This window comes from Helicobacter apodemus (assembly GCF_003097575.1).
Lineage (GTDB): Bacteria > Campylobacterota > Campylobacteria > Campylobacterales > Helicobacteraceae > Helicobacter_D > Helicobacter_D apodemus.
Map to the genome: position 1 here is coordinate 1,716,565 of NZ_CP021886.1, position 21,693 is coordinate 1,738,257.

Sequence of the window (21,693 nt, forward strand, 5' to 3'; positions counted from 1 at the left end):
TATTAAAATCATAAAAAATATAGATTTATTTAAGAGAATCCCAGTATAATGCTAGTTTTAAAAGGAGAGACTTTAATGAGAATGAAAGATTTAGAGATTTTTTTGGATATATTAAAGACCAAAAGCCCTACACTCACTGCAGAGAATTTTAAAACTACTCAACCTAATGTTTCTATTATTATTAAAAATATTGAAAACACGATTGGTAGCTCTTTATTTGAACGTTTAGGCAAACGTTTGCTCCCTACTTCTAAAGCTTTGTTATTAGGTGGATTATGGCTTGAAGTGGTAGAGGGTTATTATAAAAGTTTAGAAGTCATTGGTGAAGAGGGAATGTTTTTGGGTGAGATTCGTATTGTTTCGACACATACTATCGGGGAATATTTTTTACCTCAGATTTTATATGAATTTGCTAAAGAATACCCTAAGGTTAAGGTTATTTCGCATAGCCATAATACAGGGGAGTGTTTGAATCTATTAAAAAAGGGGGAAGTGGAGTTAGCACTTATAGAGGGTGAAATTACTAAGGAATATGCTAAAAGTGAGGGGTTAATTGCAGAAGTGTTAGGGAAGGATGAATTAGTTGTGGCAAGTAATGATTTTATTTTAGCCTCTAAGCCAAGATATATTGATGAGCTATTAGACAAAAAATGGATTCTTAGAGAATATGGCTCTGGATTGAGGGATAAATTTTTGAACGCTTTAGGGGATATGGGTAAAGAAATTCCCGTTTTTTTAGAATTAGATAGAACGAATGCTATTAAGGATTTAGTGATTACTAAGGGTGCAATTTCTGTTTTTTCTAAAATTGCTATTACAAAGGAGATACAAGAGAAAATTTTATTTCCTATAGAGATTATTAATGTTAATTTAGAGAGAAATTTATATAGTTTGAAACGTTCTACCCAGCTTTCTAGTGCGCTTTTATTGAAATTTGAAGAATGTTTAATAGAGGCTTTTATGGCTATAGCCAAATCTTAAGTTAAGCTTACAAATCTCTTAATATTCATTTGTGCATAAATTCTAGTTTTTAAATATTACTTTTTATTGGTTTCCGCCAATCCTAAGCGTTAAAATAATAGCTTTAATCACTAAATTCCATATTAATATTGTTTAAACCTTAGCATTAAGGGATTTCATTAGCTTAGCCTTAACCTACTTTCCTGTAACTTCTTTTGGTTTTCCTGACCTTTGATAAAATTCTAGTTGAGTTACTTTATCTTTAAACTCTTGTGATTCTTTTATCACTCTATCAGGGATAGCAATATTATCATCTTTGTATTGTATTCCCTCCTGTGAAGATTCAAGAGCTTTGAGGTAATAATCATTTAAAGCATCTTTCATTTCTTTTGCCTTTTCTTGAGATGTTTTTTCTTTAGAGTTATTTGTCATTGTGAAGTTGTTTTGACTTTTTTTATTTTCTTTTTTATCGTATAAGGAGAGGGGGGTATCTTCTAATGCACCACTATTAACAGCATACATTAGCATAATACCTTCTTTTTTAAACTCTCCTTTTTCATTTTTATAATCTTGCATTAATAATGCCTCAAAATCCTCTTCATTGAATGCTCCCTTACTTGCCTTTGTGCTTTGTATTATTTCTTCTTTGGTGTAATATTCTTTATCTTCTTTAAGGAGGGTATTGAATTCTTTATTAGCAGCAGAAATTCCAGCGATTAAGTCGATGGTTTTATAATTAGAATGGATTGAAATTGTATAAAAATCATTGAAAGCTTGTAAGACATTTTTATGAATCTTATAATCACTAGGTAAATTAGCAGCTTTTAAAAACTCCTCTCCCATAAAGCCATATTCATCTATACTATAACCTTCAAAGGCGTTTTTAAAATTATTATTGTTTAGAGATATTCTATTTTTTTCAAAATTAGCCAGGTTTGGAGTATTTAAAAAATCTTGCATTTGACTTGTTGCTTTGGAAGTAAGTAATTGTTCTTGCTTTAAGGTGTTTTTAAAGCTAAGGGGGTTGGAGTCTAATCTACTTTTTCTAATACCTTTACCTATGACATTACCACCTCCAAGATAATCAAAAGCATAGGAGTGAGAATTGGACTCTAAGAATACATCAAAATTCGCTGGTTCTACTATATGTTTATTTTGTTTTTTATACTCATTAGAAACAGAATACTCACTCTGCATTTCTAAAGGTTTGTAATTTATTGTGTTTGTTGTCATAATCTATCCTTTTTAGATAATTATGCATCCTTGCAAAAAATTTTAATCCTTTATTGTGTAGTTAAAGTTTTTGTAGCTCCCTCATTTGTGCTAGTGCTAGATTCTTTAAGCTTTCTTGATAATCATTGGGGTTAAGTTTATCTCCTAGAAGTGGCATTGGACCTTTTATCTCTTCCCCACTTTCTGATCTTGCTAACATATTAGCAAAACTTGTAGAATTATCTGGAACAATAAAATCACTAGAGAGAGTAAATAGCGTATGATTGAGTGGAGTAATGTTTGAATTAATATTTTCCATAGTAATCCTCCTAATAGTGAGAGTATTTATATTGACTATCTATAAATTGAAAAGATTGCATTGAGGCACTAAAGGGTATTTCCCTAAATTCTTTTGTATATAGATTATATCCTGCTAACCAAGTCCATTCTACTTGACTTTGGTAATACCTTTTAACATAAGCTAATGCTTCTCCATAATGTAGCTTACTTGTCGCTTCTTGAATCAATCTACTATCGTAATTTAAATCACTTTTTTCTACAATATAGTATTTAGATACTAGAGTGGGGGTTATAACATGACCACCAATTTGGTATAATCTCCCCACAACCTTACTCATCTCCTCATCACTAAGTGCTTTAACGCCTAAAGAGTTTTCATTAAATTTTCCTTGAGTAGCAACAGCAATAAAATCTAATTCTTGTGCAGAAAGTGAGCTTATAAATCCTAAACTTACTAATAAAGTTAAGAATAACTTTTTCACAATACCTCCTTTGATCATAATAAACTTCAAGCAAATCTTATTCCCATAAGGGATTCTTTATTGCTTACAAAGAATGTTTTATAAAAGTAATAAGCTTATAAGAAAGACCTTATAAGAGATTTGAAATTTTCCAATTTAAAGAATGTTTTACTAAAGTTAATGTTTATACATAGGGGGATTAAAATCCATTAAATGTATTAATACTTCTGTAATATTCTTTTAGATTAATAATACTTTATTGATTTATTTTTTATTTGGGTTTTTAAGTATTTTAATTATGCATCCAAGCTATAAATTTAATGCTTTATAAAAATAAAGAAACCCTTAAGAGGCTTCATCATTTATACGCACTTTTCTAATCATTTTATTAATGAGTTCATCAATTTCTTTTAGATTATTTTTAGCAATAATAGGCTTTAAATCAGATTGTGTTTCTTGTGTATTTTCTAAAATCTTCAAATAGACTTCATCAAGTTGATTAAGCATTTCCTTTTTTAATTCTTCAGGTGTTTTTGGTTTTTTTGTAGTATCTTCTTTATTGGGACTATAAGAGCTTGGCATTCCTCGTAAAAACTTACCATATTCACTAAGCTTAGTAAAAGGAGATTCTGCTTTTGCAAAGGTATCCATTACAAAAGCATAACTTAGCATAATACCTTCTTTTTTAAACTCTCCTTTTTCATTTTTATAATCTTGCATTAAAGGTGTATTAAAACCAAAATTGAAACTAAATTTCTCAAAAGAATCTTTAAACATATGTTTAATTTCATCTTCAGAATAGGCTTCTTTAGAATCAAATTTTCCTTGTGTAAGGCTTTGTATCTCTTTATAGGCATAGGAGAGACCTGCGATTAAATCTATAGCTTCAAATTGTGCTTGTGGAGTGGTTTTAGAATCTATAAAATCTGGTGTTGTATAAAAATCATTGAAAGCTTGTAAGGCATTTTTATGAATCTTATATTCATTTGGTAAATTAGCAGCTTTTAAAAACTCTTCTCCCATAAAGCCATATTCATCTACAGAATAGCCGCCAAAACCATTTGATGTTTGATGAGATAATTGAGAAGTATTTTTTAAAACCAATGTATCTTCTAGCATACCCGGGAACAACAAATAATTCATAGCTGTAGCTAAAGAATTAGGTCTATAAATGCCATAAATTTCCGCTCCAGCAGGTGCTGATTTTGAGAGGTCTTCAAATATTTGGTTATGGGGGTGTGTTTCGTAGTCAATCCTTGTGTTTGTTTGCAAGATTAATGGCTGATAAATGTTGGAGTGAATTTGCATACTACCACCTTTGAAACTTATCGGGGGTTGTTTGGTCTAAATGTTGAAAAATTCTAGTAGAAGCAGAGATAAATGATAAATCTCTATTATACCCAGTACTTAATGCCAACAATGGCAACCACGCTCCCTCTGTGGTTTTCATCTCTTCATTAGAGAGGGCTATTAATTCTAAAGGTTTAGAATCTTGTATAAAAAGTGATTCTATTTCTTGTTGTGTAAAACTATCTTGTGCGAAAGTCAAAGTAGAAAGAAAAGTAAAAGAAACTAAAAAACTAAATATTGTCTTTTTCATAATGAACCCTTTAAAGTGTAATTTTTAATAAAATTATTCTATTTTTAACGATATTAAAATAATCTTAAGGTGAGAAAGGGAATTAAAGATAAAGTTATGTAAAGTATAAAAGTAACACTTACCTTAATCAAGTAATGCCATTAATAATATTGTAAGCCCCACAAAACATAGGTTTATAAGAATATAACCTGACGCTTTAGAGGGATATTGAAAATTATTTTTATAAAGCCATTCTACAGAAAAATAGCGGGGTGCTTCATTTTTATAAAACCAATAAAGACAAACAAATATTAATAGCACGACAATAAAGGTTATTATACTATGCCACAAACTAGCTTTTTGATAAGGATAAAACCATAAAGTAACAATCCCAATAATGGCATAACTACTTAATAGAACACAGAAGCGAGTATTTTTATGATTATTTTTCACTAAGTCCCTACCATCCCACTCTTGTTACAAATTTTCCAGCACCAACTCCACCAATTACTCCTATGGGTGTTCCCAATCCCATTCTAATAGCACCAATAGGGTTCCTACCAAACCATATACCTCTCACAGCCCCTAATGCCACAGCTCCTCCAAAACCCCACCAATTCCAACCTTGATTCCTGCCAAATTAAGAAGATATACCTTAATCATAATTAAAAAAAACATTAAATCACCGATAAAAGATTTTAAGTTTTATTAATGGACTTCTTAAAGAAAATTATTAAAACTAATGCGACACAGCCTAATATAACAAAGATTAGATTAAGTATATCACTATCAAATCTAATACTCATCATTAGGAATGTTAAGAGTAAATAAGCATAAAATCGCTTGTAAGTAAAATCATCTAAATGGCATAAAACATACAACGAAAATAGAGAATAAATATAAAGCATTATATTAGCTATATCCGTTATTAAGGTTGGTTCATGCATACAATTACCAGAATTTCCAAGGTCGCCTAGAATAAACAGGATCTTTTGGTCCTAGAGCATTTAAATAAGTCAAATTAGTAACTGTTAGACTCATTCCAACCCTTAAATGCTAACAATGGTACCCACGCTCCCTCTGTGGTTTTCATCTCTTCATTAGAGAGGGCTATTAACTCTAAAGGTTTAGAATCTTTTATAAAAAGTGATTCTATTTCTTGTTGTGTAAAATTGCTATTTTGTGCGAAAGTAAAAGTAGAAAGAAAAGTAAAAGAAATTAAAAAAGTAAATATTGTCTTTTTTATAATGAACCCCTTAAAATGTAATTTTTAATAAAATTATCTTATTTTTAACTCTATTAAAATAATCTTAAGGTGAGAAAGGGAATTAAAGATAAAGTTATGTAAAGTATAAAAAGTAACAATATTTTAGAAAAGAAATTCTGTCCATATGGGATAGAATAAACAAAAAACAATGGATAAAATTACTTTTTTCTTTATCAGGATAGTTTGCATTTACCAAATATTCATCAAAGAGTATTTAATTAAGATCAACAAAATATTACCTTACAACAATTTAAGAATAGAAATATGTAAAAATAACATAGGGCATGGATTAGAAATCCCCACAAAACTTAATAAGTTTATCAAGATATTTTAACTTTAAATTTCAAAAAATTTTACCCAAAAACTATAAATACACTTTTATTTCTATGATAAGATTATTAAAATTTATTTTTGAAGGGAATATTCTATGAATATAACAAGGAGAGACTTCTTAAATGGTATGGCTGTTGCGGTAGTTGCCGGTATGTCTCCACTAGAATTACTCTATGGTAAGGAGCAAGCAACGCATATAAACCAAAAAATTCTCAATCAAGATAACGTCTATCCCCCCTCTCTAACAGGACTTAGAGGAAGTACAAATGAAAGTTATGAATTTGCACATATGCTACGTGATGGAGAAAAATTTGATTTTAATTCCCTTGCTATTGAAGAAAACTATGATCTAATTGTTGTTGGGGCAGGAATTAGTGGTTTATGTGCGGCTTGTATTTATCAAGACAAAGCAGGAAATAAGAAAAAGATCTTAATTCTTGATAATCACGATGATTTTGGCGGACACGCAAGAAGAAATGAGTTTCACTTAAAAGATAGGATGATTTTAAGTTATGGGGGAAGTGAATCTCTGCAGTCTCCAAAAACACTTTATTCGCAAGAAGTTATAGAATTTTTGGGTGGTTTAGGGATTAATATTGATGATTTAGCTAAAAAGTTTAATGTTAATTTTTATCCTGATTTAAATTTAAGTCGTGGCGTTTATTTTAATAAAAAAGATTTTGGGCAAGATAAAGTAGTAAGTGGGAATCCTCGCAGAATCATTTGTGATGATATTCCAAAAGATAGAATTAATGGTAGATCCTATAAAGACTTTATCAATGATTTCCCTATGCCTAAAAAAGATAGAGAAGATTTAATCGCTTTTCACGAAAACCCTAAAGATTATTTAGAGGGTATGAATGAAAAACAAAGGATAAAATACATTACTACAACAAGTTATAGAAACTTTTTAAGGGATAAAGTTAAACTATCCCCCATAGCTATTTCTTTCTTTGAGGGAATGACGGACGATTTTTTAGCTCTTGGAATTGATTCTATCTCTTGTGAGGATGCTAGAGGATCATTTTTACCCGGTTTTGATAATCTAAAACTTCCTCCTTTAGATAAAGCAGCAGAAGCAGAAATTAATGAACCCTATATTTATCATTTTCCAGACGGAAATGCGAGTATTGCAAGATTAATGGTAAGAAAGCTAATTCCTGCTATAGCACCTGGAAAAAGTGCTGAGGATGTAATTTTGGCAAAATTTGATTATTCTAAACTTGATTTACCCCAATCTCCAACAAGAATCCGATTAAATAGCACGGTTATTAATGCAAAAAATACTAAAGATGGTGTGCTAGTAACTTATGCAAGTGGAATTGATAAAAAACTCCATAAAATCTTTGCAAAAAAAGTAATTATGGCAAACTACAATAGCTCTATCCCTTACATTATCCCTGATATGCCCAAGATTCAAAAAGCAGCACTTTCTTTATGTGTTAAAACCCCTTTAATTCACACCAAAGTGATTATTAGCAACTGGGAACCTTTCATTAAACTAGGAGTGCATGAAATTTATTCTCCAAAAATGTTTTATGCTAGAACTAAATTAGATTATCCCGTTAACATGGGTAATTATGAGCATCCAAAAGATCCTAAAAAGCCTATTTGTCTCCATATGGTTGGTTCCCCTATGGTATTAAATCAAGGGATTACCGATGGTGATACAATGGATGCTAGAGAGCAATCAAGGTTAGCACGTCATCAACTCTTTAATATTCCTTTTTCAGATTTAGAAAAAATGATTAGAGAGCAATTGCAAAGTATGCTTAATAAAACAGGATTTAACCACCAAAAAGATATTCTAGCCATTACGCTTAATCGTTGGGGGCATTGCTACTCTTACACACTAAACACACTTTATGATAATGAAGAAGAAAGTGAAAAAGCCATACTAGAAGCAAGAAAACCTTATGGAAACATTACTATTGCAAATTGCGATGCAAATTGGGATGCCTATGCTCACGTAGCCATTGAACAAGCAATGAGAGCCGTAGAAGAATTAGGATAGCTCTTGATTCTTTTTTGCGAAGTTTTACTCTTTTAATATGAAGACTATATTAAAAAATCCAAGCTTTGTGTGTAATGAAAGATACAAAAAATTGCTTAATAGCAATAATAAATAAGAGGAGAAAATATTAAGAGATGAGCAACTAAACTTGAATAATGAAGCTATGGCAAAAGCAAATTAAAAATCAATAAAAACGAAATTTGTAAAGATAACCCCAAAAAGTCTAAATTAGATAGATTTAATACATTGTTACAATTTATTTAAATTTCAAATAAATTTTGGGTTTGTCGGCTACCTTCTAATAGAGAATTAAAATATAAGATTTTACAAGTATTTTCTAATAAAGCAGTCATTTTAGAAAGGGATTGCAAATTCCGCTCATAAGCATATACTCCATAGCCTTTTATAACCATAATTTTTGTATCATTTTCCCTAAAATAACGATTAATCTCTACATCCGCCCTTTCATACCAATTATCATAATCTTTAGGATTATACACATCAAGAGCACCCAAGATTCTCGACCCAAAATAATCTTTAGGGACAATCTTATCATAACTTAAAGTATAAGCCGTAGTAAAAGGAGGCATTCCATAAGCAATATACTTAGCATTAGGGAGATTTTGATACAACAGAGAATGGATAAAAGCATCGATACTTGCTCCATTCCAACGATAATCCCTTTTATGATAAAGTGTTATTAAAGAATCCTCATTTAAATCATCAAAAATCGCTTCTTTTTTGTTGATTAAAAAATGCCCCTCTTCGAGTTTAGCAGAAATAGAACCCTGAAAGATTCCAAAAAAATTTTTTCTAAACATTGCTAAAGAAATTTTTTGAAGTTCAAGTAAAATATTTTTTTTCATTTTCTGTTCTTAATCCTCAAAAAGAATATTGACTTGACTAATAAAATCTAAGGGATCTATTTGAACCCCCTGTACTGAAAATCCAAAATGCAAATGAGGACCGCTCACTCTTCCACTATCTCCACTTAGAGCAATTAAATCTCCCTTTTTTACTCTATCGCCTGCCTTTACCTTTAAAACACTGCAATGATAATACATACTAAAAATTCCCTCTCCATGATCAATAACGACAGAATTGCCCGCCAAAAATCTCTCCTTTGCAAGGACTACTTTACCATTATTACTTGCATGAATAGGCGTTCCAATTACCGCCCTAAAATCTGTGCCACTATGATAACTGCTAATTTCACTATTAAACACTCTAGCATTACCATAAGCACTTGTTATTTTGCTTTTTATAGGATAAATAAAAGGCTCCCTCCAATAACGTTCCTTGCTATAAACTGCATAAATCCCTTGGGCTTCTTTGTATTCTCTTTGTATTCTCTCTTGATTTTCTTTATTAGGTTTTACTTTAGCAGGTGAAGCATAAATTTCCTCTTTTTTATAATCTCCCTCTTTAATCTTCAAAATTCCTCTATTTTCTAAAGGTATGCTAATGGATTTGGTGCGATAGGGAATGCTAATAAGGGAAATTTTTTTGGCAGGATTCTTAGGATGTGCCACCCAAATATAAATTTTATTTAAAATCTTTAAAGGTTGCGGATTAGTTTCTAAAGTTTCTAAAATAATCGTCTTACCATTCTCTACAACATATTCACTCTGTGCTAAAAGCCATAAAGGTAATAACAAAATACAAACCATTCTTAGCATAATCCCTGCCTTTAGAATCAATAATATATAGTGTGAAAACCTAAAGAATATCAGAGCTTTACTTACAAAATAATTTAACAAAGTAATAAGCCCAATAAAAAGCTATTTTTAGAAATATTAAATTTATATTATTAAGAAAGTTTAGCTTATTTTGTTAATTTAACTTGACATTATAAGACTAAAGTTATATAATTTTGCTTGAATTTTGCAAGAATAATTGCTAAAATTCCCATTGAAGTTACCATTCTTAGTTTTAAGGAGTATCATTAAATGCAAGAAAATGAAAATTCATCTATAGATTCTTCACAAATACAAGAAGAATGCCAAACACAAGAAACAGAAAATGCACAAGAGGAGGATTCTCAAGAATCCCTTAAAAACAAAATTAAAGAATTAGAAGATCAATATCTCCGAACCTATGCAGATTTTGAAAACACTAAAAAACGTCTTATACGTGAAAAAGATCAAGCATTAGAATATGCTTATGAAAAAATTGCTAAGGATTTACTATCAAGCATTGATACTTTAGAGATTGCCCTAAAAAGCATTAAAGACTCTAAAGAAAATCTACAAGAAGGTGAAATTATAGAAAAAATTGAGGAGGGCATTGCATTAACCTTAGACAATCTTTTAAAAACTCTTGCAAAACACGGGATTGAGCCAATCCTTGCTAGTGGAGAATTTGACCCTAATTTCCACGATGCGATTATGCAAGTGCAAAGTGATACACACAAAGCAGGAGAAATTGTTGCAGAGATGCAAAAAGGGTATAAATACAAAGAAAGAGTGCTAAGACCTTCAATGGTTAGCATAGCAAAAGCTTAAATTAAAAGAAAGGATATATTATGGCAAAAGTATTAGGAATAGACTTAGGAACAACTAATTCAGCGATGGCGGTTTTTGAAGGCAATGAATCAAAGATTATTGCTAACAAAGAGGGAAAAAACACTACTCCATCGGTAGTGGCTTTTACCGATAAAGGAGAGATTCTAGTAGGAGATCCCGCTAAAAGACAAGCTATCACCAATCCGGAAAAGACTATTTATTCTATCAAAAGAATTATGGGGCTTATGAGTAATGAAGAAAAAGCACAAGAAGCCAAAAAGAGACTTCCTTATAAAGTCGTAGATAGAAATGGTGCTTGTGCGATTGAAATTGCGGGGAAAGTTTATACACCTCAAGAAATTTCTGCAAAAATTTTAATGAAATTAAAAGCTGATGCAGAAAGTTATCTAGGAGAAGAAATTACAGAGGCTGTTATTACTGTGCCTGCATATTTCAATGACGCACAACGAAAAGCTACCAAAGAAGCTGGAACGATTGCGGGATTAAATGTTTTAAGAATCATCAATGAACCAACTTCTGCAGCTCTTGCTTATGGGCTTGATAAAAAACATTCCGAAAAAATTGTAGTTTATGACTTAGGTGGTGGGACTTTTGATGTTACAGTGCTAGAAACTGGGGATAATGTAGTAGAAGTCTTAGCAACAGGCGGAGATGCCTTCTTAGGTGGTGATGATTTTGATAATTGTATCATTGATTGGGCTGCAAGTGAGTTTGAAAGCGAAAATGGGATTAATCTCAAAAATGATGTTATGGCATTACAGAGATTAAAAGAAGCCGCTGAAAATGCCAAAAAAGAATTAAGTAGTGCTCAAGAGAGCGAAATTAATCTCCCTTTTATCACCGCAGATTCTAGCGGACCTAAACATTTAGTCAAAAAACTTAGTCGTGCGAAATTTGAATCCCTTATTGAGGGCTATATTGACCAAACCATCAACAAAATTGGTGATGTAATAAAAGATGCGGATTTAAGCAAAGGTGATATTGCAGAAGTCGTTATGGTAGGAGGTTCTACAAGGATTCCAAAGGTGCAAGATAGAGTTAAAGACTTTATTGGCAAGGAGCTTAATAAATCTGTGAATCCTGATGAAGTCGTAGCCATTGGTGCGGCTATTCAAGGAGGTGTTTTAAAAGGTGATGTTAAAGATGTTCTCTTACTTGATGTTACCCCTCTTAGTTTAGGCATAGAAACTTTAGGCGGAGTGATGACAAAAATCATTGAAAGAGGCACAACCATCCCTGTTAAGAAAAACCAAGTATTCTCAACTGCTGAAGATAATCAACCAGCTGTTACTATCCAAGTCTTACAAGGAGAGAGGGAATTAGCAAGAGATAATAAAGTATTAGGGAATTTTGAATTAAGCGGAATTCCAGCAGCCCCTAGAGGTGTGCCACAAATTGAAGTAACTTTTGATATTGACGCTAATGGTATTTTAACCGTATCGGCTAAAGACAAAGCAACCGGAAAGGCTCAAGAAATTAAAATCACAGGCTCTAGCGGATTATCTGATAGTGAAATAGAAAAAATGGTTAAAGACGCTGAATTAAATAAAGAAGATGACCAAAGAAAAAAAGAAGTGATTGAAATTAGGAATCAAGCCGATAGCCTAGTTTATCAAACACAAAAAAGTCTTGATGAGATGAAAGATAAAATTGATACTGCAGAAGCAGAAAAAATACAAAATGCCATTAGTGCATTACAAGAAACATTGAAAAATGATAATGCCACAAAAGCAGAAATTGAAGCAAAAATCAAAGAGCTTACTGAAGTAAGCCACAAACTTGCTGAAGCTATGTATCAAAAAGATAATCTCAATCAACAAGCTAACCCGCAAAATAACAAGAAAAAAGATGACGATGTAATTGATGCAGAGGTTGAATAAACCCTGCAAAGAAACAAAAGATTCTTAGTAACTATCTATTCTAACAATCCATAAAATGGCTTATTGACCTATAAGGGAATCGTCAGCAGGAATTATTTGTATTGACGGTAAGCCCAAATCTTGAGGTGGAATAAATCCAAAATAATATTTACAATCCACACTAGCAATATACTCAAAAATATCTCTAAACTCTGTCCTTTCAAAGGAAGTATTTAACCAATAGATATATTCTACCTCGATATTAAGAGGAGATAAGAGTTTTTCATATTGTTTTTTGTAAAAATCGCAAATTGACAATTTGTTCATAAATCTGCTTAAAATCCAAATAATGTGTGGGTTGAAAAGAAAAATTTCGGAATCTATTATTAATAATATAAAAAGTGTTACCAACATAAATACTATCATCGGGTAAATAGACTTGAGAAGCTCTACCACCCCAATAGACATTTTTAGTCACTAAGAATAAATAGAAATTATTTTGTTTGTAAATTTGCGCAATGACTTCTTTTTTATCAGGCATAAAAACAGAGATATAAAAAGCACCACTAATATCTGGGAGACTATTTTCTACTTTTATATATCCACTTTGTGCTAAATAAGTCGCTAAATCTAGCTTAAGTTCATTAGTACTTACCATTAACTGCTTTATATGTAAAGGCATTATCCCCTCGCTTAATATTTGCTTAAAAACGGATATTTTTAGTGATAAGCTACCTATCTAAACCCCATCTCCCTTTGGCTATCAAAATTACTATTCATCTCTCTTTTAATCTCTGTGATAAAACTCTCTATAGTAAAAAGTGGCTTTTTGGAACTTGCAACATTATAAGCGGTATTTTTAACCACCAAAGCAATCTGTCCTCCAGTAAGTGCAAATTCCGCTAATTTTTTGGCATTAAAGTCTTTTTCAAAAGGTGCATTTTTAGGCAAAAGCCTCTCCCATAATAATACCCTCTCTTCAAAATTAGGCTTTTTGAAAGCAATCTTATAATTAAAGCGTCTAGAAAATGCTGTATCAATGGTTTCTAAAAGATTGGTAGTAGCGATTAAAATCCCATCAAAATGTTCAATTTGTTCTAAAAAAATGTTTTGCATTTGGTTATGCATTTTCTCCGCTCCACCCCCGCTTGAAGTTGTCCTAGTGCTTAAAAACTGGTCAGCCTCATTTAGCAATAAAACTGGTGATAATTTACTCTTTAGGCAAATATCTTGATAAGTTTCAAAAATCTTACGAACATTTTTTTCGCTCTCCCCTACATACATTGATAAAATCTTCGAACAATCAAAGCTCAACACAGGTTTTTTAAACGACTTGGCAAGTGCTAGAGCAGTGAGAGTTTTTCCTGTCCCTGCGGGTCCATAAAAAATGATTTTTGCTTCAATACCGCGACTTTTTTCCTTAATCCCCCATTGTTTTAGAAGTTTTAAAACTTCTATATTAACTTGCTTTAACAAAACCTCTAAAGTGTCTCTAGTCTCTTGGTTTAATACGACTTTATTAAGTGAGATTTTAGGTTTTAAATATTCAAAAATCTCCTGCTCTTTAACTAAAGATTCTAAACTAATCCTTTGTTTTTTGGTATCAGCTTGTATATGTGTGATTTTTTTTAAAATACCATCGGGGATAAAAAATGTACGAGATACTCCCCCAAAGGGATTAAAAATCTCATCATAATCAATAAAACCCTTTTGGACTAGCTTACTCCCATCATCTAATAAAGAGCGATTCTTTATCCTTTCATAATCATTAATGCTTACCAAATTAATTAAAGAGTTTAAATCCCTAACCTCTGTTTCTTTTCCGGAATATTCCTCTTTTAGCAATGCTAAAAATAATATTTTTTCTTCTTTATTAAAATTATTTTCCCTAAAAAGCTCCTCTAAGGGTAATTTTTCTTTAGTGATTTTTACCCTTAATTCTATCCTTTGTTGTAGTAATTGCGACTTTTGTAACATTTTATTTAATAAAGGTGAGGGTTTTTTGTCGTTTTTTAAAGGCATTAATCCCCATAAAACTTGAATGAGTAAAAATTGGTCTTTTAGGTATTCTAAATGATTAGCATAAGGGATACTTTGGGGCAATTTTGGATTAATACTACCTCCTTCTAAAATTTTCAAAAAATTTGAACTCAAAGAAAAGCTTACATTAATAAGCTCTAATAAAATAATCTCTGCCCCAGCACTTTTTAAAAAATTATTTTGCGTAATCCATCCTAATTCTAAAAGATTTTTAAAATAAGGCAAGTATTTAAGAATTTCATATTCTTTAGGTGCAAAAAGAAAATTAATCATATCAATACATAAAATCTCATCATTACCCTTTAAAACCTCACCACACATATAACGCAAAATTTCTACCTCCTCTTTGGAGCATTTTAAATAGGGGAATAATGTGCTTTTAGTAATAGGCTCAGTTTGCATAAAATTGAGTAAAGGCTTCATCAAGTTTTCCTTGTGTTTAAAATGCAGGCAATAGGTATAAGGGCTTAATAGATTGACTAAAGTAGTCGCTATTTAATATTTGAGGAAAGGTATATTCTGCCTCTTCCCTTAGCTCTTCAAAATTTTCCAAAAAAATTTCACCATTTTTACGGACAAAATAACTCTTTCCATAAGCCCTAATAGGAGAATTTCCATTAAAATCAAATCCGCTTGCCGCTAAAATCTCTACCCCTTTAGTCATCGCTAAAGTTTTAGCAAAAATATAAACCAATTTTAATGCCATAAAACTTCCAGGACCATTAATGAAAAAAAGTGTTTGGATTTTTGGGTATTTATCACATACTTTGACAAACAAAGGCAAAAGACAATCACTTAATTGCCCTTCCATTTGAAAAGATTCTAAGAACCTCTGTTTATCATAAACCCCTATTTTTAGAGGCTTACTAGTAGAAAAAACTAAGAGATTATATTCTTTCATAAGCATAATCATAAGTTTGTTCAATATCGCCTAATTCCATAATTTCATAAGACTTATCCTCGCTAAGGAGCTTTTTCGTGAGGAGATGATTAAGTTTATGGCTCCCCGCATAAGAAATATAAGCCCCCAAAAGAGGGATTCCAAGCAAGGACATATCCCCAATAGCATCTAAAATCTTATGGCGAACAAACTCTTCTTTATAACGCAACCCCCCCTGATTTAATATTCCATTCTCATTAAGCACAATAGCATTATCCAAAGACCCTCCCAATGCTAAACCTTTAGAGCGTAAATACTGAACTTCTTTTAAAAATCCAAAAGTCCTAGCTCTTGCAATCTCTTCTTTATAGTTTTTTGTAGAAAAATGAAATTTATATTTTTGTGTCCCAATAGCGGGATGTGGAAAATGAATAGAAAAGTCAAAAATACATTCTTTATTAGGCTCTAAGCGGACAAATTTATCATTATCTTTAACCTCAATAGGTTTTTTGATTCTTAGAATCTTTTTATTAGAATTTTGTTGCTCTATCCCTGCTTCTTCTAAAAGCATGCAATAACCAATACTGCTACCATCCATAATAGGTACTTCTTCATTATCTAAAACAATCCTTAAATTATCAATCCCATAAGAATGCACCGCAGAGAGCAAATGCTCAATAGTAGAAACCCTATATCCATCTTTGGCGATCACTGTTGCCATAGTTGTATCTACTACACTCTCTGGCTTTAAAGGGATATTAACACCCACATCATTACGAAAAAAGTGAATTCCGCTATTTTCTGGAAGTGGCTCTAAACGCATCTTCACAGGCACACCCTTATGCAAACCAATGCCAACAACTTCCACCGCTTTTTTAAGTGTTTGCTCTCTCATTACAAATCCTCTATTATAATTTCATTATTCTTCTTATAAATTTTTTTAGCTCCATCACTGAATTTTTGTTTTTCAATAACCTCGCCACCAAAGACGATATTTCCTTGCTTAAGTGAGGTAACAATAAGATACTCTCCATTACAAGAAATATCTCCATTAACTTCCCCAAAGGCTTGAATATTCCCTTGAGATTGTATCAAGGCACCACTATTAATGCGTCCAAAAATAGTAATATCACCCTCATTCCTAACCTCCTCTCCACTTCGTATAGTTCGGTGAATAACAAGCGTATTGACTTCTTTTTGTGAAGAGGTTTTTTCTACTCTTTCTATTTTAGAGAGTTCTTTATTACTTTTTGAATCCCTTAAATTTAAGCCTTTTTTATAAGATTGTTCAAAGAAATTAATTTCTTTAGAACATAGGAATTTCCTTAATTCTTCACTTAAAATGTAAGTAAAGACCAACAAAAAACCCTGCAAAAAAATAGAATTTTTATTTAAATACTCCATAATTTCCTTATCTTCTCCTTGTGAGCACACAAAAACCTTTAAATTCTTTTGTCTTATTTGGAGCATCATTATTCCTATAAATTGTTAATAATCCCTTTAGCTTCAGCAATAACTTTTGTAATATTATTTTCAATCCATTTTGAATCCATCCATTCAGCTATCCATACTTCATGCCCCTGCACTAAAACTCCAAAATGCAAATGATCGCCTAATGATAAACCTGTGCTACCTGTATTGCCTATAATAGCTCCTCTCTCTACCCTATCACCAATTCCTACTAAGGACTTTGTTAAATGTGCATAAATAGAGGACAACCCAAGACCATGATAAAGCACTAAAGTATTTCCATCAATCCCAACAAAGGCATCAAGGACAACCTCGCCTTGATTACTTGAAATTATAGGGGCTTGTTTAACACTTGCTAAATCTAAACCCATATGGTGAGAATAACTCACGACTTCCCCTTGATAAACAAAAGTGCGATGATCCCCAAAACTAGCCATTACTGCAGCATTTTTAAGGGGAGAGAAAGCATAGATTTGAAAATCTTCTATTTTTTCTAAAGGAAAATTAGTCGCCGCTTGCATAATATATTTTTCGCTATAGCTCCTTATATCCTCATTAATATATTTAAAAATAGAAACTTTATCAACAAAACTCGCTAAAGTCCTCTCTCCTATCTCCTCTACTAAACTTGAAATTTTGCCATCAATAAAAGAATCGGTTAAGGAAATAGTAGTTTTTTTATATTCTTTTTTAACTGCAAAAAAATTAATAGAAGCAATACTTACATTACCTGCTGTATCACTAGCATAAATCTTTGCATTAAAAGTTGGATTATTTTTAGGCCAAGCCAATAAAGAAATATAATACCCCTGTTTGTAAAATGGTTGCGGAATGAATTCATTTTCGCCATTAGAGATTCTAATTTTGTCTAAATTCTCATCTTCAGCCCTAAAAATCACTAAAGCACTCCCACCTTGTGTAATCCTATAAGAATTGGATACAACCGCTAATTGTGGCTTTTTAGTATCTATTAAAATAGGAATATTCTCTAAAGTTTTATTGCCACTAAAAAAGTTCCATTTGCTCTTATCAGTTACTTCAACAATAAGATTTAAAGATTGAATATCTTTTGTAGAAATATTTGGCTTCTCTATAGCAAGACAAATGCCATTCTCTACTTCTTGATCCACAAAAGAACATTCGCTTAGAGAAGCCATTTTAGCTAACAAAAAATGTTTTTTTGAATCTATTTCATAAGATACTTTATGATCCTTAATACCCGTATCATCCTTTAAATAAATAAAAAAATCTCCATTGAGATTCCAGCTAGGGTTTAAGGAGGTTTTAACCACTGGTTTATTTCTTTCAAAATCCTTAGAAGAAAGTATAAAAAGCCCTCCTCCTAAAAAGAAGATAATAAGGATTAATCCGATAATTTTTACAAAACCACTTTTTGATTGCACTTCCATAGTCATTCCTAATTTTAATCATTTCGAGGAATTATAGCTCAAATACCTAACTTTTGGGTATAATTTATATGGATTTTTCGTTAATTCAGGGTTTCACTCTTACAATAATTTTAGCAAAATTCATTAAAAAGGTCTTATCATTAATTTTTTTACTCTCCTCTATCAAGCCCTAAAAGCAACAAGTGCTGAAGAAAAATGTGTTCTTGTGCAAGATATTTACACGCATTTTTATTCACTAAAATTTGTCGATGAACCCATCTTACTGCTTCAAAAGCCCACTTTTGCGAACTTTTGCACTATTCTCCCAAAACATAAAGTCCCGCAAGGAAAAGTTTTAAAAACAGATTTAAATTTTGCACATCTTTTACACTCTATTGCACACATTGAATTTTGTGCTATTGATTTAGCCCTTGATTGTGCGTATCGTTTTAGAAATTTACCCTTACAATATTATTTTGATTGGATAGAGGTTGCTAAAGAAGAAGTGCAACATTTCTTAGCATTACAACACCTTTTAAATCTCTTAGGGTATCAATATGGAGATTTTGGAGTGCATACCACACTCTTTGATTGTATGCAAAATTGTAATATCTTGCTTGATAGAATAGCTATAATTCCTAGAGGTATGGAAGCCATTGGATTAGATGTTAATCCTTTTCTTTGTGCAAAAGTTAATGCTAGCAAACACCCCATTAAAGAGGAATTATTAAAAGTTTTAAACACTCTTTTAAAAGAAGAAATCTCCCATGTATCTAAAGGAGACAAATGGTTTCATTATTGTTGCAATGTAGAAAAAATCCCGATTAAGGAACATTCTAAAACATATTTTGATATTTTGCAAAAGCATCATTTTTCTTTCCCTAAAGCAAATTCCCTATTAAATGCTAAAGCACGTCTTAAAGCAGGATTCACACAAGAAGAAATAGAATATTTAGAGCAAAATCACTTAAAAAATATCCAGATAAAATAAACATGCCACACCCAAAAGAATCCTATAGATTCCAAAAGGGATAAAGTTAAAATGGGCAATAAATCCCAAAAAAAGCTTCACCGCTATTAAAGCGGCAAAAAAGGCTACAACAAACCCAATAAGAAGCAATAACAAATTATCCTTATTCAAAAACTCATAATTTTTATATAAACTATAACCACTTGCAGCCATCATAGCAGGAAGTGCTAGTAAAAACGAAAATTCTGTAGTTACTCTCCGATTACAACCTAGGAGCAACCCACCAATAATAGTAGCCCCACTCCTTGAAGTTCCAGGTATCAATGCTAAAGCTTGAAAACACCCAATCCATAAAGCTTGTTTATAAGAAATTTGCGAGATTGCTTGAATATAATGCTCTTTTTCTTTATAAAAAATCTCCACTACGATAAAGACAATTCCTCCTATAATTAACATAATAGCAACTATTAGGGGATTAAAAAGGGATTTAATAACATTATAGAAGAGAAAACCCAAAATCCCAGCAGGTAAAAAACCTATTATCAATTTCAGCCATAAATCCAAACTATTCTTATAAAGCTTTTCCCAAAAAACAAAAACAACGGCTAAAATAGAACCCAATTGAATAACAATTTCAAAAACCCGATGAAAAGAATCTTCAGGGATTCCCAATAACTTTGAAGTCAAGATTAAATGCCCTGTTGATGAAATAGGTAAAAACTCTGTTAGCCCCTCTATTATTCCTAAAATTACAGCATTAATAAAATCCATTTTCTACCTTGTGTAAATGTGTAAAAATGTGAGAATTCTAACACATTTAAAAAGTTTTACAAAATATTCAAGCATAGAATAAAAAAATAAAGTATAAAATAAGCAATTGACTTCAATTTGGGAGTTCTTTATGTTTAAAAGAATCTTAATTGCTAATCGTGGTGAAATTGCTGTAAGGATAATCCGTGCCTGTAATGACTTAAGCATTGAATCTATTGCCATTTATTCACACGCTGATAGAGAAAGCCTACATGTTAAAATGGCAACTCATACTTATGCCATTAGCGAAGATCCTATTAAGGGCTATTTAAACCCCGATTTAATCATTGAAGCTGCTAAAGCACTTGAAGCCGAAGCTATCCATCCCGGATATGGCTTTTTAAGCGAAAATGCACTTTTTGCTAAAAAGGTAAAAGAGGCAGGGCTTGTATGGATTGGTCCAAATAGTGAAGTTATCGCTAAAATGGGGGATAAAAATGCAGCTAGGAATTTAATGGTAGCCAATGGAATTCCTGTAGTCCCCGGCACTGAACCCCTTAATACTTTAAGTATGTATGAAATTTATAAAATTGCTAATAAAATTGGCTATCCCATTATTCTTAAAGCAAGTAGTGGTGGAGGTGGTAGAGGGATACGCGTAGTGTGGAAGGAAGAAGAATTAGAAGCCTCTTTTAATGCTTGCAAAAGAGAAGCTCTAACTTTCTTTAAAAATGACGATGTTTTTATGGAGAAATATATCCAAAATCCCCGCCATATCGAATTTCAAATTTTAGCCGATAATTATGGCAATGTTATTCATCTTCTAGAAAGGGATTGCTCCATCCAAAGACGGCATCAAAAACTCATTGAAATTGCACCTTGTCCAACTATTAGCTCTGATTTAAGACGTAGAATGGGTAGTGTCGCTGTTGCAGCGGCAAAAGCAGCAAAATATACAAACGCAGGAACTGTAGAATTTTTAGTCGATGATGGCAATGATTTTTATTTTATGGAAATGAATACAAGAATCCAAGTAGAACACGGAGTAACAGAGGAAATTACGGGTTTAGATTTAATCGCTAGGCAAATTAGAATCGCAAGTGGGGAGATTTTAGATTTAACACAAAGTGATATTCACGCTCAAGGCTATGCCATTGAAGCTAGGATTAATGCAGAGGATGTGCATAATGATTTTATACCCAATCCCGGGACTATTACTGCTTATTACCCCTCACTTGGTCCTTTTGTCCGCGTAGATAGCTATATTTATAAAGATTTTACTATTCCTCCATTTTATGATTCAATGGTGGCAAAGCTCATTGTCAAAGCTGGAACCTATGATTTAGCCATCAAAAAACTTCATCGTGCTTTAAATGAGTTTAAAATACGCGGGGTGAAGACTACCATTCCTTTTCTTATTAATATTTGTAATGATAAGGATTTTAGAAAAGGCAACTTTGATACCTCTTATTTAGAAACAAAAATCAATGACTTACTACCTCAAGAAAGTTTTGATGAGAGTGATTTAATTGCAGCTATGGCTGTTGCTTTAGTTAGCAATTTTGAAGAATAATCCTTTCATTTCATCTTTAAACTACAGATTGCTCTTTAAAGATTCCTCTTACACAGCCTTAACCCTTCACTTTTTGTATTCCAAGGGATACAAAATTCCATAAACTCTAGCT

General features: G+C 31.8%; 22 protein-coding genes. 6 read left to right on the top strand and 16 right to left on the bottom strand.

The window, feature by feature from the left end:
* Window positions 1–75: 75 nt before the first annotated feature.
* Complete coding sequence (locus tag CDV25_RS08495) at window positions 76–981, top strand: LysR substrate-binding domain-containing protein (RefSeq protein WP_108911573.1); 906 nt, start codon at window positions 76–78, stop codon at window positions 979–981.
* A 174-nt stretch (window positions 982–1,155) separates the two neighbouring features.
* Here CDV25_RS08495 and CDV25_RS08500 read toward each other — a convergent pair whose 3' ends face one another.
* The 7 genes from CDV25_RS08500 to CDV25_RS10790 all read right to left on the bottom strand — a co-directional run bounded on the left by CDV25_RS08500 (window position 1,156) and on the right by CDV25_RS10790 (window position 5,107).
* Window positions 1,156–2,193, bottom strand: coding sequence for a Cj0814-related protein (locus CDV25_RS08500; RefSeq protein ID WP_108911574.1), 1,038 nt, complete (start codon window positions 2,191–2,193; stop codon window positions 1,156–1,158).
* A 61-nt stretch (window positions 2,194–2,254) separates the two neighbouring features.
* Entirely contained in the window at window positions 2,255–2,491 is a 237-nt protein-coding gene (locus tag CDV25_RS08505; RefSeq protein ID WP_108911575.1) for a hypothetical protein, read from the bottom strand.
* A 10-nt stretch (window positions 2,492–2,501) separates the two neighbouring features.
* Window positions 2,502–2,954 carry a hypothetical protein gene (locus CDV25_RS08510; protein WP_108911576.1) on the bottom strand — a complete coding sequence of 151 codons (453 nt, stop codon included), beginning with the start codon at window positions 2,952–2,954 and terminating at the stop codon, window positions 2,502–2,504.
* Window positions 2,955–3,278: 324 nt separating this feature from the next.
* Window positions 3,279–4,241, bottom strand: a complete 963-nt coding sequence (locus tag CDV25_RS08515) for a Cj0814-related protein (protein WP_108911577.1) — start codon at window positions 4,239–4,241, stop codon at window positions 3,279–3,281.
* A gap of 1 nt (window position 4,242) precedes the next feature.
* Window positions 4,243–4,533 carry a hypothetical protein gene (locus CDV25_RS08520; RefSeq protein ID WP_108911578.1) on the bottom strand — a complete coding sequence of 97 codons (291 nt, stop codon included), beginning with the start codon at window positions 4,531–4,533 and terminating at the stop codon, window positions 4,243–4,245.
* 123 nt (window positions 4,534–4,656) lie between these two features.
* On the bottom strand, window positions 4,657–4,965 hold the full coding sequence (locus CDV25_RS08525; RefSeq protein WP_108910927.1) for a hypothetical protein: 309 nt from the start codon (window positions 4,963–4,965) through the stop codon (window positions 4,657–4,659).
* A gap of 7 nt (window positions 4,966–4,972) precedes the next feature.
* Window positions 4,973–5,107 carry a hypothetical protein gene (locus tag CDV25_RS10790; RefSeq protein WP_269149109.1) on the bottom strand — a complete coding sequence of 45 codons (135 nt, stop codon included), beginning with the start codon at window positions 5,105–5,107 and terminating at the stop codon, window positions 4,973–4,975.
* Window positions 5,108–6,206: 1,099 nt separating this feature from the next.
* Between CDV25_RS10790 and CDV25_RS08535 the strand changes: the two genes are divergently transcribed.
* Complete coding sequence (locus CDV25_RS08535; protein WP_108911580.1) at window positions 6,207–8,126, top strand: NAD(P)-binding protein; 1,920 nt, start codon at window positions 6,207–6,209, stop codon at window positions 8,124–8,126.
* A gap of 260 nt (window positions 8,127–8,386) precedes the next feature.
* Here CDV25_RS08535 and CDV25_RS08540 read toward each other — a convergent pair whose 3' ends face one another.
* Window positions 8,387–8,992 carry a class II aldolase and adducin N-terminal domain-containing protein gene (locus CDV25_RS08540; protein ID WP_108911581.1) on the bottom strand — a complete coding sequence of 202 codons (606 nt, stop codon included), beginning with the start codon at window positions 8,990–8,992 and terminating at the stop codon, window positions 8,387–8,389.
* Between the two features lie 9 nt (window positions 8,993–9,001).
* Window positions 9,002–9,805 (bottom strand): peptidoglycan metallopeptidase Pgp3, encoded by an 804-nt coding sequence (pgp3, locus tag CDV25_RS08545; RefSeq protein WP_108911582.1) that lies wholly within the window; start codon window positions 9,803–9,805, stop codon window positions 9,002–9,004.
* A gap of 270 nt (window positions 9,806–10,075) precedes the next feature.
* Between pgp3 and grpE the strand changes: the two genes are divergently transcribed.
* Together grpE and dnaK are read left to right on the top strand one after the other, a co-directional pair.
* Complete coding sequence (gene grpE / locus CDV25_RS08550; RefSeq protein ID WP_034554363.1) at window positions 10,076–10,630, top strand: nucleotide exchange factor GrpE; 555 nt, start codon at window positions 10,076–10,078, stop codon at window positions 10,628–10,630.
* A gap of 20 nt (window positions 10,631–10,650) precedes the next feature.
* Complete coding sequence (dnaK, locus tag CDV25_RS08555) at window positions 10,651–12,531, top strand: molecular chaperone DnaK (protein WP_108911583.1); 1,881 nt, start codon at window positions 10,651–10,653, stop codon at window positions 12,529–12,531.
* A 262-nt stretch (window positions 12,532–12,793) separates the two neighbouring features.
* On the opposite strand, the gene CDV25_RS08560 is transcribed toward dnaK, so the two are convergent.
* From CDV25_RS08560 to CDV25_RS08585, 6 genes are read right to left on the bottom strand one after another with little or no spacing between them, the layout of a single operon-like run.
* The gene (locus tag CDV25_RS08560; protein ID WP_239056352.1) at window positions 12,794–13,192 is read right to left on the bottom strand and encodes a hypothetical protein; all 399 of its coding nucleotides are present in this window, start codon (window positions 13,190–13,192) and stop codon (window positions 12,794–12,796) included.
* A 53-nt stretch (window positions 13,193–13,245) separates the two neighbouring features.
* A complete protein-coding gene (locus tag CDV25_RS08565) occupies window positions 13,246–14,973 on the bottom strand; it encodes an ATP-binding protein (protein ID WP_034554359.1) in 1,728 nt (575 codons plus the stop codon).
* A 16-nt stretch (window positions 14,974–14,989) separates the two neighbouring features.
* Window positions 14,990–15,451: a hypothetical protein gene (locus tag CDV25_RS08570; protein WP_239056353.1), complete on the bottom strand. Its 462-nt coding sequence runs from the start codon at window positions 15,449–15,451 to the stop codon at window positions 14,990–14,992.
* Window positions 15,438–16,325 (bottom strand): UDP-3-O-acyl-N-acetylglucosamine deacetylase, encoded by an 888-nt coding sequence (gene lpxC, locus CDV25_RS08575; protein WP_034554357.1) that lies wholly within the window; start codon window positions 16,323–16,325, stop codon window positions 15,438–15,440. Before lpxC ends, CDV25_RS08570 begins: the two co-directional genes overlap by 14 nt.
* Window positions 16,325–16,900 carry a septum site-determining protein MinC gene (locus CDV25_RS08580; RefSeq protein ID WP_108911584.1) on the bottom strand — a complete coding sequence of 192 codons (576 nt, stop codon included), beginning with the start codon at window positions 16,898–16,900 and terminating at the stop codon, window positions 16,325–16,327. The genes lpxC and CDV25_RS08580 overlap by 1 nt, the downstream gene beginning before the upstream one ends.
* A gap of 8 nt (window positions 16,901–16,908) precedes the next feature.
* Window positions 16,909–18,309 carry a M23 family metallopeptidase gene (locus CDV25_RS08585; RefSeq protein WP_108911585.1) on the bottom strand — a complete coding sequence of 467 codons (1,401 nt, stop codon included), beginning with the start codon at window positions 18,307–18,309 and terminating at the stop codon, window positions 16,909–16,911.
* Window positions 18,310–18,514: 205 nt separating this feature from the next.
* On the opposite strand from CDV25_RS08585, the gene CDV25_RS08590 reads away from it, so the two are divergent.
* Window positions 18,515–19,279: a ferritin-like domain-containing protein gene (locus CDV25_RS08590; RefSeq protein ID WP_238700785.1), complete on the top strand. Its 765-nt coding sequence runs from the start codon at window positions 18,515–18,517 to the stop codon at window positions 19,277–19,279.
* Here CDV25_RS08590 and CDV25_RS08595 read toward each other — a convergent pair.
* Window positions 19,256–20,029, bottom strand: a complete 774-nt coding sequence (locus tag CDV25_RS08595; RefSeq protein ID WP_108911586.1) for an undecaprenyl-diphosphate phosphatase — start codon at window positions 20,027–20,029, stop codon at window positions 19,256–19,258. The two genes, CDV25_RS08590 and CDV25_RS08595, sit on opposite strands and share 24 nt — an antisense overlap.
* A 130-nt stretch (window positions 20,030–20,159) precedes the next feature.
* On the opposite strand from CDV25_RS08595, the gene CDV25_RS08600 reads away from it, so the two are divergent.
* A complete protein-coding gene (locus CDV25_RS08600; RefSeq protein WP_034554695.1) occupies window positions 20,160–21,581 on the top strand; it encodes an acetyl-CoA carboxylase subunit A in 1,422 nt (473 codons plus the stop codon).
* Window positions 21,582–21,693 lie beyond the last annotated feature (112 nt).